This is a genomic window from Pedobacter sp. BAL39, from assembly GCF_000170795.1.
GTDB lineage: Bacteria > Bacteroidota > Bacteroidia > Sphingobacteriales > Sphingobacteriaceae > Pedobacter.
Genome location: NZ_ABCM01000001.1, coordinates 62,470 through 77,231, shown reverse-complemented (window position 1 = coordinate 77,231; position 14,762 = coordinate 62,470). Strand labels below are relative to the sequence as shown.

General features: G+C 46.1%; 10 protein-coding genes and 1 tRNA gene. All 11 read left to right on the top strand.

Going from position 1 to position 14,762, the window contains the following annotated elements:
* Positions 1-24: 24 nt before the first annotated feature.
* On the top strand, positions 25-1,269 hold the full coding sequence (locus tag PBAL39_RS00335) for an efflux RND transporter periplasmic adaptor subunit (RefSeq protein ID WP_008237046.1): 1,245 nt from the start codon (positions 25-27) through the stop codon (positions 1,267-1,269).
* 76 nt (positions 1,270-1,345) lie between these two features.
* The gene (locus tag PBAL39_RS00330; RefSeq protein WP_008237044.1) at positions 1,346-2,044 is read left to right on the top strand and encodes an ABC transporter ATP-binding protein; all 699 of its coding nucleotides are present in this window, start codon (positions 1,346-1,348) and stop codon (positions 2,042-2,044) included.
* A 21-nt stretch (positions 2,045-2,065) separates the two neighbouring features.
* Complete coding sequence (locus PBAL39_RS00325) at positions 2,066-4,450, top strand: FtsX-like permease family protein (protein ID WP_008237042.1); 2,385 nt, start codon at positions 2,066-2,068, stop codon at positions 4,448-4,450.
* Positions 4,451-4,547: 97 nt separating this feature from the next.
* On the top strand, positions 4,548-6,911 hold the full coding sequence (locus tag PBAL39_RS00320; protein WP_008237041.1) for an ABC transporter permease: 2,364 nt from the start codon (positions 4,548-4,550) through the stop codon (positions 6,909-6,911).
* Positions 6,912-6,933: 22 nt separating this feature from the next.
* The gene (locus PBAL39_RS00315; RefSeq protein ID WP_008237038.1) at positions 6,934-9,324 is read left to right on the top strand and encodes an ABC transporter permease; all 2,391 of its coding nucleotides are present in this window, start codon (positions 6,934-6,936) and stop codon (positions 9,322-9,324) included.
* Between the two features lie 18 nt (positions 9,325-9,342).
* On the top strand, positions 9,343-10,032 hold the full coding sequence (locus PBAL39_RS00310; protein WP_008237035.1) for an ABC transporter ATP-binding protein: 690 nt from the start codon (positions 9,343-9,345) through the stop codon (positions 10,030-10,032).
* A gap of 51 nt (positions 10,033-10,083) precedes the next feature.
* Positions 10,084-10,878 (top strand): ABC transporter substrate-binding protein, encoded by a 795-nt coding sequence (locus PBAL39_RS00305; protein WP_008237034.1) that lies wholly within the window; start codon positions 10,084-10,086, stop codon positions 10,876-10,878.
* A 181-nt stretch (positions 10,879-11,059) separates the two neighbouring features.
* Positions 11,060-11,141: transfer RNA gene (locus tag PBAL39_RS00300), tRNA-Leu, on the top strand.
* A 71-nt stretch (positions 11,142-11,212) separates the two neighbouring features.
* Positions 11,213-12,559: a trigger factor gene (gene tig, locus PBAL39_RS00295; protein ID WP_008237032.1), complete on the top strand. Its 1,347-nt coding sequence runs from the start codon at positions 11,213-11,215 to the stop codon at positions 12,557-12,559.
* A 222-nt stretch (positions 12,560-12,781) separates the two neighbouring features.
* Positions 12,782-13,483, top strand: coding sequence for an ATP-dependent Clp endopeptidase proteolytic subunit ClpP (clpP, locus tag PBAL39_RS00290; protein ID WP_008237030.1), 702 nt, complete (start codon positions 12,782-12,784; stop codon positions 13,481-13,483).
* The gene (gene clpX, locus PBAL39_RS00285; protein ID WP_039865871.1) at positions 13,476-14,717 is read left to right on the top strand and encodes an ATP-dependent Clp protease ATP-binding subunit ClpX; all 1,242 of its coding nucleotides are present in this window, start codon (positions 13,476-13,478) and stop codon (positions 14,715-14,717) included. The genes clpP and clpX overlap by 8 nt, the downstream gene beginning before the upstream one ends.
* Positions 14,718-14,762 lie beyond the last annotated feature (45 nt).

Below are 14,762 nucleotides of genomic sequence, written 5' to 3'. Positions count from 1 at the left end.
AGCAAATCAACATTGCAATTCATTATGGATAAAGTCATAGAGAAGAAGAGATTCAGTAAGAAGACAGTAATTACCATTGTGGGGATCGTTGTCTTAATTGGCGTGGTCGCTTACGGATATAGCCTGTCATTGAACAAGGTATATCGTGCTGATTCGGATAAGGTTACCGTCAGTACCGTACAATACGGGGATTTCGAGGATGTGGTACTGCTGAATGCAAGTGTAGTGCCGCTGACATCGGTGATTGTGAGTTCTCCGGAGGGGGGAACTGTTGCGGAGATCTATACAGAGAATGGTGCATCCGTAGTTAAGGGCACACCGTTGTTAAGGATTATCAATCCAAATGCTTTATCGAACTACACCTCCAGTGAGACGAGTATTACCGAGCAGATTAACCAGCTGCGTAAGCTCCGTCTGGATCTGGAACAGAACCAGCGGATGATGAGTCAGGACATGATGGATATTGAGAACAGCCTGAGGACCGCAAGTCGCAAGTACAAGCTGGACAGCACCCTGTATGCGAAGAAGGTCATCACACGGGAGGAATTTAACACATCCAGTCAGGATTATGAGTATTATATGGGTCGCCGTAAGCTGCTGAAGCAAGCTGTGGTTATTGAAAACCAGGGGCGCGTCATGCAGTTGAAGCAAATTGACATTTCGATCGGCCGCATGAATGAAAGCCTGGAGACCATCCGGCAGAACATAGAGAACATGACCATTAAAGCACCTGTCTCGGGGCGTCTTTCCTCGTACGATCCTGTGACGGGAAAATCATACGGCCCGAATGAGATGCTGGGTAAGATTGACGTGATGCAGGGATACAAGCTGCAGGCAGGCGTGGATGAATATTACATCAACAGGGTAAAAGAGGGGCAGTCGGCAAACTGTGAGTTTAATGGTAAGACCTATCAGCTGACGGTGAGGAAAGTGATTCCAGAGGTTACATCCGGGCAGTTTCAGGTGGAGCTGGTATTTGAAGGGCCATCGCCGCAGGAGCTGCGCAGAGGTTTATCGCTGCAGATCAAGCTGACGCTTTCTGACAACAGCAAATCGCTGCTGGTCTCCCAGGGACAGTTTTTCCAGAGCACCGGGGGAACCTGGGTATTTGTGGTCAAAGACGGCAAGGCAACAAGGAGGAATGTAAAGATCGGACGGAAGAACTACCTTTACTATGAGGTGCTTGCAGGCTTACAAAAAGGAGAGGAAGTGATCACTTCATCATATGATCAGTTCAGTCAGTATGATGTGGTGGAGCTGAGTAAATAATAAATTTAGGTTGGTTAGCCCCGGTGATTAGTTAGGCAGGGGCGCCGCCCTTTTTCATAAAGATAAAAAAGACATCATGATAAAAATCGAAAACCTGGAGAAAGTTTACAAAACAGAAGAGATCGAAACTACCGCATTGAATGGCATCAACCTGCATGTGAAGCAAGGGGAATTTGTCTCTATTATGGGCCCTTCGGGCTGCGGCAAGTCTACCCTGCTGAACGTGATGGGCTTACTGGATAAACCGGAGAGTGGTAGTTATAAATTTGTTGATACAGAATTACTGACCATGAACGACCGGCAGCGGTCGGACTTCAGGAAGCGCAACATGGGCTTTGTATTTCAGAACTTCAACCTGATTGATGAGTTGACTGTATTTGAGAACATTGAGCTGCCCCTGATCTATAACAAGGTGGCCTCGGCGGAGCGTAAGCGCCTGGTCAACGAAATCATCGAACGGATGAATATTGTAAACCGTAGCGGTCACTTTCCACAGCAACTGAGTGGGGGGCAGCAGCAGCGGGTAGCAGTGGCCAGGGCGCTGGTGACTAAGCCGAAGCTGGTCCTTGCCGATGAGCCTACCGGAAATCTGGACAGCTCGCATGGGAACGAGGTGATGGAGTTGTTGTGTGAGTTGAATGAAGCAGGAACGACCATTGTGATGGTGACGCACTCTGCTCATGATGCCAGCTTCTCCAACCGAATCATCAACCTGAAAGACGGCCATGTGATCTCTGAGAAAATCAATAAAAACCGTACAGAGGAATTAATCTGACTCAAATAAACTGTATCCATCATGTTTAAACTGAACTTTAAAATCGCGATGCGAAACATCTGGAAGAACAAGGGTTATACCCTGATCAATGTTCTGGGCCTTTCTATCGGCATGGCCAGCTGTATCCTGATCTTTCTTTTCATCAACCATCAGCTGAGCTTCGATAAAGGGTACAAAAATGCCGGCCGGATATATAGAATTGTGACCAACTGGGAATATGCTGTTGGTGAAGACCATTCGCAGGGCGTACCCATCCCGCTTTCAGCAGCAGTGAAGAACGACTTCGCAGCTGTGGAGAAGGTTGCGGCCATACAACGCAGCGGAGGGATCATTCATGTGAAGGACGACGCGGGCCGCGACAGGATCAAGTCTGACGAACGCGTTTACTACGTCCAGCCCGAATTTTCGGATATTTTCAATTTGCGGTGGCTTTCAGGCAATCCGGGACAGTCGCTGGTGGCGCCCGACCAGCTCGTGCTGACGGAAAAGATGGCCATACGTCTGTTTGGATCTGCACAAGCCTCGATGGGTAAAACTGTCTTCTTTAATAAAAAGGCCCTGAAGGTCAGTGGCGTTGTTGGAAATCCACCCGAAAATACCAGTCTGCCGCTGCACCTGCTGATCAGTTATGCCAGCTATTCAGGTAAAGACAGCAAAAACTGGGGGCACATCGGATCGGGTTCAGAATGTTATGTGCTTTTGAAGAAGGGCATTGCCATTGAAAGCCTTAAAGGAACAATGGACCAGTTTAACAAAAAATATTATAATGATGAGGGTACTGGAAAGACATTCAATACCTTTCAATCGTTATCAGATGTTCATTTTAATGAGCTTTATGGGAACTTTGCCAATGCCACGTTCGCAAAGAAACAGATTTATGGACTGATCGTGATCGGCTGTTTTCTGATACTGGCGGCCTGTATCAATTTCATCAACCTGTCGACGGCGCAATCCGTGAGTCGCTCAAAGGAAGTTGGTGTTAGAAAAGTGATGGGTTCGAAACGCAAGCAGCTGATCGTTCAGTTTCTTACGGAGACGCTGAGCATCAGTCTGATTGCCCTTATGATTGCCTGTGTGCTGGCGGAACTGGGCTTGCCCCATCTTGAAGCCCTGTTTGAGCATGACCTTACGTTAAGTCTATTTAGTCATCCCGTTATCTTTGTTTTTTTAGTCGGAATGGTGCTGGTCGTAAGTCTGCTGGCCGGCTTTTACCCTGCCCTGATTATGTCTGGCTTCAATCCTGCATTAGCCATCAAAAACAGAGTTACCGTGAATTCCGGAAGTCTTGGGTTGCGAAAAGTTCTTGTGGTGGTACAATTTGCAATTACGATCATCCTGATCATTGGCACGCTGGTTATTCTGAGGCAGATGGATTATGTGCGTAAGAAGCCGCTCGGTTTTAATCCTGATGCTGTGGCCATGGTATATGCACCTAACGATAGTCTGAATGTACATAAGCTGAATACTTTGCGGGAGCAGATGCTGCGAATTCCCGGTGTGGAGGGGATGAGTTATTGTCAGGTGGCGCCCCTTTCGGGTGATGTAACTGAGCGGAACTTTTCCTATGCAGGTAAGGAAATCAAGGATTTTCAGGTACGGGTATCTGTTGCAGATGAAAACTATGTTGATTTGTTCAAGCTTAAAATCGTGGCCGGTAAGGGATATGTCAAAAGCGATACCCTCAACGGATATGTTGTCAATGAGAAGTTGCTGAAGATGTTAAATATCAAAAATCCTGAAGACGCCATTGGTAAGGTGTTCAGTTCAGGAGACATCAAAGCGCCCATAGTTGGAGTTGTTAAAGATTTTAATGATAAATCACTCCGGGAAGGTGTATCACCTATGGCCATCTATGCCGACAAAAATGAATATTACAACATGGCCATCAGGATCGATCCCGACGTGCTCCTTTCAACGATGAAGTCGGTAGAGGGGCTCTGGAACCAGACTTTCCCTGACTACGTCTATGATTCTGCATTTGTGAATGACGATATCAATGGATATTATAACGACGAACAGATCATGGGTGTGTTGTTCAGGGTATTTGCTGGTGTGATCATTTTTATTTCTTTCATCGGTCTGTTTGGATTGATCTCCTATGTGGCTACCCAGAGAAGCAGGGAGGTGGCCATCAGGAAGGTGTTGGGCGCTAGTACCTTCGAGCTTGTGAAGATGTTGAATGGCTCGTTTCTGCTGATGGTTTTTCTCGCCAATGTAGTGGCCTGGCCGCTGGCCTATCTTTTTGTGTCAAAATGGTTGTCAGGATTTGCCTACCGTATCGAGTTGAGCATCTGGCCCTTTGTAGCGGCAATGCTGCTGTCTATGCTGATTACACTGGTGACGGTAAGTATCCGTTCCTACAGGGCCGCAAATGTAAATCCTATAGATGCGCTGAAATATGAATAAGCCGATGTGTCATCGGATTAATGATATCCGATGAATTATAAATGATTATCTCATGAAGCTGTTGATGATAAAAATGTTTCGCTTAAAAGAATAAAAGATGTTTAAACTGAACTTGAAAATTGCTTTACGGAGCCTTTGGAAGAACAAGAGTTATACGTTCATCAATGTCGGAGGCCTTGCTATCGGCCTTGCCAGTTGTATGATCCTGCTCCTGTACGTTGCGTATGAGTGGAGCTTTGACCGGCAGTTTAAAGACGCTGAAAAAACCTACGTCATTTACAACAACACCAGTGTGGGCGGACAGACCTTTAGCTGGGCCTGGACACCAGGGAGGATGGCGGCGGAAATCAGGGAAAAGATCCCAGGAATTGCGCATGTCTCCCACTCCAGCTATCCCCAGGAAAAGCTGCTGAGTAACGGCCAGACAAGGCTGAAGGGACATGCGGTTTTTGCCGATCCTGATTTTCTTAGAATTCTCGATTATAAATTCCTGAAGGGAAATCCTGAGGGAGTACTGAAGAACGTCAATGCCATTGTACTGACGGAAAGTGCCGCCAGGTCCTTATTTGGAAATGAGGAGCCAATTGGGAAATCCCTGAAAATGGAAAATGACGATTTGCTGCAAGTGGCAGCCATCATGGAGGATATCCCTAAAACGAGCAGCATCAGGTTTGACTATCTGATGTCCTGGGAATTGTATGTAAAGAAAAACCCATGGACAAAAGAAGCGGGCTGGGGCAGTAATTTCTGTCTGACAATGCTGCAGCTACAGGACCATAAACGTGAGTTAGCGGTACGTCGGGAAATCAAGGGAATTTACCATCGTAACCAGCCTGGTAATACCAATTTCGCTGAGATCCACCCGTTGACAAAGTGGCATCTGTATGGCAATTTTGAAAACGGTAAGTCCGTAGGTGGAAAGATTGACCAGGTCAGGATCTTTTTTATCCTTGCGTTCTGCATCTTACTGATCGCCTGTGTGAACTTCATGAATCTTTCCACAGCCCGGTCGGAAAAAAGGGCAAAGGAAGTGGGAGTGAGAAAAGCCATTGGCTCTTCAAGAGGAGCGCTTGTGAGCCAGTTTATGCTGGAATCCATCCTGATTACCACCATGGGCATGATGCTGGGCTTTACGCTCATGGAGCTGTCGTTACCTTATTTCAACAGGCTACTGGAGATTGAGCTGATCATTAATTATGGCGACTGGCGTTTTTGGACTGCCCTGGTTGTTCTTACGCTGCTCACAGGAGTTCTTGCCGGTAGTTACCCTGCCTTTTACCTGTCGTCTTTTCAACCTGTGAAAGTACTGAAAGGGGTGGCTACCAAGGGCAGTTCTTTTGTATTGGTAAGGAAGGTGCTGGTGATATTTCAGTTTTCTTTTGCGGCATGCCTCATCATCTGTACTGCAGTCATCTACGACCAGCTTTCCTTTGTAAGAAATAAACCCATTGGGTATCAGAATGCCGGGCTTGTGGAGCTGCCGGTGCAGGGCAACCTCCGGAGCATGTCTGAGCTGAACCTGTTGAAAGACCAGATCCTGAAGTCAGGTGCAGCCATCGATGTTTCGTTTTTCAGCGACCGCCTGAATGAAGGTGGCAACAATACTTTCGGTGTGGAATGGCCAGGTAAGGGTGGGAAGGAGGATGTGCTTTTCAACAACAGGAGCGCCGGTGATGATTTTGTGAAAACCATAGGTGGGAAGATGGTGGCCGGAAGGGAGTTTACATCCGATTATCAGGACTCTATGAAAGTGATCGTTAACGAAGCTGGTATAAAAGCCATGGGCATGAAAGATCCTATCGGTAAAATGATCAGCTGGGATGAGGAGCGTTACACGATTGTTGGCGTGATGAAAGACTTTGTGATGGAATCCGCTTACAGGAATCCATCACCGATGTTTATCGCCTACAATGAGGAAGCCTTTCAGCGAGTAGTGCTGCGACTTAACCCGGCAATGAACCTGACAGAGGCGCTTGGCAAAATTGATAAAATCGTGACGGCACTCAATCCGGAGTTTCCTGTGGACCGCGTTTTTGTTGATGAACGTTTTGAGGAGAAATTCAGGGATGAGAAATTACTGGGCACCTTATCGAACTGGTTTGGGGGCTTCGCGATTTTTATTTCCTGTCTGGGCTTGCTCGGTCTTGCACTGTTTGTTGCCGAGCAGCGTAAAAAGGAAATCAGCATCCGTAAGGTGTTGGGTGCAAGTACCGCCAATATTCTGGCCTTGCTGAATGCTGACTTCATCAAGCTGGTACTGATTGCGAATTTGGTTTCTTTTCCAATTGCCTATATCATTATTCAACGCTGGTTGTCCAACTACGAGTTTCGTGTCGGACTTACCGCCCTTCCATTTCTGGCGGCGATCGCCATGTCAGTGGTGGTGGCTGTGCTGACCGTAAGTGTGCAGTCGGTCAGGGTTGCAAAAGCAAATCCCATAGATGCACTGAAACATGAATAACAAACGCCCTTAATCCTACATTATGTTCAGACTAAATTTGAAAATTGCTTTACGAAACCTTTGGAAAAATAAAGGATATGCATTGATCAGCATTGTGGGACTTGCTGTGGGGCTTACTGTTTTCATGCTCGCGATGCGTTTTGGCAACTACGAGCGTAAGTACGACCGCTGGAACGAGGCATATCAGCAGGTCTTCCGTGTCAACTACACCTCTGGCAGTGAGGACGTGGCGCTGAGTCCAGGGAATATGGCCACGCTGGCAAAGGAAAAGGTTGCAGCGGTAAAGGCTTCCACCAGGGTTGGAGAATACTGGATGGGAGATTTGTTACTGAAAATAAAAGACAAACGCATGTACCTCAACAGCGTGCTGATGGTCGACAGTAATTTCTTAAAGGTGTTTGATTATCCGTTTTTATATGGCAATGCTGAGAAAGCACTGAATTCACCACAATCTATCATCCTGACAAAAAAGACAAGTGACCTGATCTTCGGTGAGGGGGTGAACCCTGTAGGCGAAACGATGACCCTGGGGAAAACCTCTGAAGGTATTGTGGAGGGGGTAATTGATGAAGCACGTTTTCCTGCACATTTTCATTTCAATATACTCAAGCGTTTCAGGCAGAGCATGTCTGACGAATATTACAGCAATAACTACTATACCTATGTGAAGCTTCAGGAGCAGTCCGACCTAAAGCAGACCACCGCTGATCTGAACCAGGTCCGGCGCGAGACACTCAGTGCATTGCTCACAAGTGTAGCTGAAGAGGACAAGGAAGGCTTCCACGAATTTATAGATGAAAATACGTTATACCTTCAGGCTGTTTCAGACATTCACCTCAGCAGCAAGAAGGTTGAGTACGAATTTTCCGGGAATGGCACGGGTACTTATATGTACCTGATGCTGGTCGTTGCCGCGCTGGTGTTGATCATTGCAGCAGTAAACTTCATGAATCTCTCGATCACCATGGCTACAAAAAGGGCGAAGGAAACAGGGGTGAGGAAGGTGCTTGGGGCAGGGCGATTGCAGGTTGCCCTGCAGTTCATTATGGAGACGGCGATGCAATGTGTGTTGAGCCTGATGATTGCCATTGTGTTACTCGAATTGCTGTCGCCGGCATTTAATAGTTTAGTCGGACAGGACATTACGCTGAAAGACTGGTCTGACTACTACTTGCTCATCATGCAGATTGTCGGTGTGTTGTTTCTGCTGATCCTTATTGTCGGTCTTTACCCTTCGCTGTTGATCAGCAGGGTGCTGCCGGCGAAGGTCCTCAAAGGAAATTTCTCCAGCAGCAGTGAGGGATATCTGATCCGCAATGGCCTGATCGTGGTGCAGTTTTTTATTGCAGTATTGTTTATTTCCGGGGTTTGGGTGATCAGGGACCAGCTGGCCTATATGCAGCAAAAAGACCTTGGTTATAAGCCGGAGCAGGTGATGGCGATTTCCATGATGGATGATACGTCTGATGAGCACTTCAGGCAGATCAGGAATACGTTGATGACCATCAACGGAATAAACCAGATTTCGAGGGCCGATCATATTCCTGGAGAAGATACCGGCGGAAATGGTTACACGGTTGATGGACGGAGTTACGCTTCGAACTTCATGAGTGTTGATGTCAACTATATCAAGGCAATGGGGATGACCCTGCTGGAGGGAAGAGAATTTGAGTCTTCCAATACTGCGGATACCAGCAATTCAGTGATGATCACGGAGGCTGCCGCACGTGCTTTTCAATTGAAGGAACCTTTAGGAAAAATATTGAAGCGTGGGGGTTCAAATTATAAAGTAATCGGTGTCGTAAAAGATTTTAATCATTTTAGTCCCGAGAAGAGCTATCAGCCCCTTGTTTTTCAATACATTAAGGGAAACCCTTTAAAGTATGTGCTGGTTAACCTTTCTACCCGGCATCCGGCGCGGACCATTGCTGACGTCGAAGCCGCATGGCGGGGGTTGGAGCCCGATTTTCCCATTAAATATACGCTGCTGGACCAGTCCTTTGCGGGAATGCTGTATAAGCAGGCGCAGCTGGGCCGGATTATCGGCATGTTGTCGGGGGTGACCATCTTTCTGGCCTTGATGGGCATCTTTGCCATTGCGGCATTGACGACCCAGCGGAGAAGTAAAGAAATTAATATCCGCAAGGTGCTTGGTGCATCCATAGTAGATATCCTTACCTTGCTGAACAGTAGCTTTGTGAAGCTGGTGTTGCTGGCCAACGTCATTGCCTGGCCTGTAGCCTACGTGCTGCTCAACAACTGGCTGAGTGATTTCGCTTTCAGGATACAGGTGCCACTGCTTCCTTTCCTGGCTGCCGGCGTGGCGACTACAGTACTTACCATCCTGATCGTCAGCCTTCAGTCTTATAAAGTTGCAAGCGGCAATGTTGCTGCGGTGTTGAAATATGAATAATCAATTAAATCCAGAGAAATGATCAGATTACAGAACATAGAGAAATATTACGCCAATAAGGGGCTGAAGAGTTATATCCTGAGACATGTGACCACAGAAATAGGGCAGGGGGAATTTGTGTCTATCATGGGCCCTTCAGGTGCTGGAAAGTCTACCTTACTGAACATCCTGGGGATGCTGGAGGAGCCAACGTATGGAGCTTATGAGTTCATGGGCACTGATGTGACCTCGCTCAATGAAAGAAAGCGTATTGAGTTATACCGCAACCATATCGGTTTTGTCTTTCAGGCTTATCATTTGATTGATGAGATGACGGTAGCCGAAAACATAGAAGCGCCATTGTTGTATAAGAAGATTGGAAGTGCCGAACGTAAAAGCCGCGTAGCGGATATGCTGGACCGGTTCAATATCGTAGGGAAAAAAGACCTGTTTCCCAATCAGCTGTCCGGTGGGCAGCAGCAGCTCGTGGGTATCGCGCGCGCAGTTGCCGCACAGCCGACCATCATTCTTGCAGATGAGCCTACAGGTAATTTGCAGTCTGCCCAGGCATTGCAGATCATGGAGCTTTTTAAAAAGCTGAACGAAGAAGATAACATCACGATTGTGCAGGTGACACACTCAGAGGTCAATGCCGGCTATGGCAAAAGGATCTTGCACCTGCTGGATGGCGTCATCAAAGAAGATGTAGCTCCGGAACTGCAATCCTGATGGATCTGAGGAAAGCAGGGTAATTCCGGTAAAGAGCGTTATCTTTGCGGCATGCAGCGAAGTGTTACCGATCAACTCCAGCGTACCATTGTGGTCCCCAAATCTCCCAGGCGGATCATTTCTTTAGTGCCCTCCCAAACCGAACTGCTGTTTGACCTGGGACTGGATGCCGAGATCATCGGACTGACGAAGTTCTGCGTGCACCCCATTGCTAAATTCGCGGAGCGTACGAAAGTAGGAGGGACTAAAAAGCTGAACATCGAGCTGATCAGGAGCCTTGAGCCCGACCTGATTATTGGCAACAGAGAAGAAAATGATCAGGCGCAGGTAGAACTGCTGATGGAGGAGTATCCGGTGTGGATGAGTGATATCTGCAATCTCGATGACGCCATGCAGGCCATTTCCGCCATCGGTGCCCTGGTAGACCGGGAGCCGGAGGCCGCTTATCTGAATCATCTGATTCATGCAGGATTCAGTGATCTTCGTACCCTGGCACTTCAGCAGGGCATTGATAAAAAAGCAGCTTACCTGATCTGGAACAAGCCTTTTATGTTTGCCGGCCGCAATACGTTTATTGATGACCTGATGACTACCATTGGATTGACTAATGTGGTGAGGGAAAAACGTTATCCGGTGGTCAGCATGGAGGAACTGGCTGCGCGCCAGCCAGAGTTGCTGTTTCTTTCGTCGGAGCCCTATCCTTTTAAAGAAAAAGACCTTGAGGAAATGCAGTTGGTGTTGCCGGGAGTGAAGGTGATGCTGGTGGATGGAGAGATGTTCTCCTGGTATGGCAGTCGTCTGGTCAAGGCAGTACAGTATTTTTTTCAGTTTCAGAAGGAACTATAGGTTGTTAAAGCGGCCTGAGACCGTCAGTTAGCTATTTGCAAGCGTTAAAGACGGTATGCTTCGAAAATTAAACGCTGTATAACCAATGGGTTAGGCTGTTTCTGTGTTTTTTATCCTAAAAGAATTTTGCTTTTTGAAAACTATCCCTATCTTTGCAGTCCTAAAGAAATACATCCTAACTGCGGAAGTGGCGTAATTGGTAGCCGCACCAGACTTAGGATCTGGCGCTTCACGGCGTGGGGGTTCGAGTCCCTTCTTCCGCACTTAAAAATTCCCCCGCAAAACGGGGGAATTTTTATATAAAGACATTTAATAACAATATTGATTCAGAAAGATGAACATTACACAGGAAAAAATTAACGACTTAAACGCAGTCGTGAAAATTAAGATTTCACCTGAAGATTATACTGAAAAGGTTGATAAGTCTATAAAGGAACAAGCTAAAAAAGCAAACCTTCCTGGTTTCCGTAAGGGAATGGTGCCTGCAGCGCACATCAAAAAGATGTACGGCAGAAGCATCCTGGTTGAAGAAATCAACAACCTGCTGAGCGAAACGTTAAATAAACATCTTACTGACAATAAAGTAGAAATCCTTGGCCAGCCTTTGCCGGTAATGGATGATACCAAAGAATTCAAATGGGACGGTACGGACGAGTTTGATTTCGACTATGAACTTGGTCTTGCGCCAGCTGTCGGACTTGAGGTGACTTCAAAAGACAAATTCACTGAATATAAAGTGAAGGCTGATGAAGAAACACTGGCTTCAAGGATCAAAAACATCAGAAGAAGTTATGGCAAAATGACAAACCCGGAAGTTTCGGCAGAAGATGACGTGCTTTATGCCGAATTAACACAACTTTCTGCCGATGGTTCAGTTTTTGAAGGTGGCATTAGCGCTACCGGTTCTATTCGTTTAGACCAGGTAACAGACAAAAAGATTTTAAAATCTTTAGTAGGTTTAAAGAAAGATGATGTTGTAGAGCTTGACGTACCTAAGGCGTTTGACAAAAATGAGGTAATCATTGCTAAATTGTTGAACATCTCTGAAGAAGATGCGAAAGACCTGCAGTCTAAATTCACAGTCTCCGTTAAAAACGTGAACCGTTTAGAGGAAGCTGATTTAAACCAGGAGTTCTTTGATAAAATATTTGGTGAAGGTGTGGTTACTGACGAAGCCGGCTTTACTGCTAAGATCACTGAAGAAGTAGAGGGAATGTTCCAGCAGGATGCGGATCGTAAACTGCAGAACGACATGTACACTCAGCTGATTGAAGGCGTGAACATTGAGCTTCCTGATGCTTTTCTTCGCAAGTGGTTGAAAGCAACGAATGAGAAGCTTACAGATGAAGAGTTGGAGCAAGGATACGATGATTTTGCTAAAAACCTGAAATGGACTTTAATTGAGAACAAACTGATTAAAGACAATAACATCGAGATTAAATACGAAGATGTTTTTGAAACTGCAAAACAACGTCTTGATGCCCAGTTCAGAATGTATAGCCCTGCGCCGATGCCGGAAGATCAGCTGGCACAGTACACCGCTACTTTCCTGAAAGAGAAAGACAATGCGAACCGCATCTTTGATGAAGTAAAAGCCATCAAGGTTTTTGATTACATCAAATCGGTTGCTACGTTAGATCAGAAGGAAATTGCTTACAATAAATTTATAGAATTGAAATAAGACTGATTGTTCAGTTAGCTTAAAAATATAAATCTTTTGGTAAGGCGGCTTTGGAAAAAGGCCGCCTTATTTATATCATCAGATTTGGAAATTTTACAATACCACAATAAATTACCAACTTAGTTTAATTAATTTGGTAATCCATATCAGCTATCCGTAGCCATAACATCCGAAAATACCGCCCGAAGGGCGCTTTAAAATTAAATATAAATACATACTTCGATGAAGATAGACAAAGACGAATTTAGAAAATACGCAGTTAAACACCATCGTATTAATGGTTTAAATGTAGACCGTTTCATTGGTGCTACCAACAACTCACCAAAAAGCATGACCCCCTACATCATCGAGGAGCGCCAGTTGAACGTTGCGCAGATGGATGTGTTCTCCCGTCTGATGATGGACCGCATTATCTTTTTAGGTGACGCCATTTATGATGGCAATGCCAATATCATCCAGGCGCAGTTGCTGTTCCTTCAGTCTACGGACAACCAAAGGGACATTCAGATTTACATCAATTCACCAGGTGGGTCTGTATATGCAGGTCTGGGTATTTACGATACCATGCAGTACATCAGTCCTGATGTAGCGACGATCTGTACTGGTATGGCTGCATCTATGGGTGCTGTACTGCTAGTTGCAGGAGCAAAAGGTAAACGTGCGGCGCTGCCTCACTCACGTGTGATGATCCACCAGCCTTCAGGAGGTGCTCAGGGTGTGGCATCAGACATGGAGATCAACCTGAGAGAGATGCTCAAATTGAAAAAAGAATTGTACGACATCATTTCCAATCACTCCGGCCAGTCTTACGAGTGGGTAGAGAAAGCTTCAGACAGGGATTACTGGATGAAAGCTGACGAAGCGAAGAGCTTTGGTATGATTGATGAAGTGCTGGGTGCGAATAACAAAGAAAATAATGGCTAAACAAAATAGAGAATCCCGTTGCTCTTTTTGCGGTTCCGGTAAGCAGGATACGTTGATGCTGATTGAAGGTCTTGATGCCTTCATCTGCGACAAATGTGTCGTGCAGGCCAACCAGCTGCTCACTGAAGAGCTGGGAACTAAAAAGGCAAAATCTTTAGATACTTCCATCACCCTGTTGAAGCCCGCAGAAATCAAAGCCCACATTGACCAGTATGTTATTGGTCAGGATGATGCTAAGAAGGTGCTGTCGGTAGCGGTTTATAACCACTACAAACGACTGAGCCAGCAGGTGAACAAGGAAGATGAAGTAGAAATAGAGAAGTCTAACATCATGCTCGTTGGTGAAACGGGTACAGGTAAAACCCTATTGGCAAAAACGATTGCCAAGATCCTTCACGTCCCTTTCTGTATCTGTGATGCTACTGTACTGACAGAGGCCGGATATGTTGGAGAGGATGTAGAAAGTATCCTGACACGGTTGCTGCAGGCGGCTGACTATGACGTAGCTTCAGCGGAACGGGGTATCGTTTACATTGATGAGGTAGATAAGGTTGCCCGTAAGAGCGACAACCCGTCGATCACCAGAGATGTATCCGGTGAAGGTGTACAACAGGCTTTATTGAAAATCCTGGAAGGAACAGTGGTGAACGTTCCACCTCAGGGCGGACGTAAACACCCTGATCAGAAAATGATTCCTGTGAACACCAACAACATTTTGTTTATCTGTGGTGGTGCCTTTGATGGCATTGAACGCAAGATTGCAAACAGGCTGCGTACACAGGCGGTAGGTTATAAGGTGAAAAAAGATGATGTTGATCTTGACCTTAAAAACCTCTATAAATACATCACGCCGCAGGATTTAAAATCATTTGGTTTAATCCCTGAGCTGATCGGTCGTGTGCCGGTGCTGACACACCTGAATCCATTGGATAAATCTGCACTGAGAAACATTCTGACTGAACCGAAAAACTCATTGTTCCGTCAATATGTGAAACTCTTTGAATTTGAAGGAGTGGAACTGGTCTTTGAAGACGAAGTGCTCGACTTTATTGTAGACAAAGCCATGGAATATAAACTGGGTGCCAGGGGGCTGCGCTCCATCTGTGAAGCGATCATGCTGGATGCAATGTTCGACATCCCATCGGATCCGGGCATAAAGGAACTGGTTATCACGCTGGACTACGCGATTGAAAAGTTCGAGAAGGCCGACTTCAAAAAGTTAAAAGCAGCTTAAATATTAAATCCCCGTTTTCACGGGGATTTTTTTTAACTTGTTATT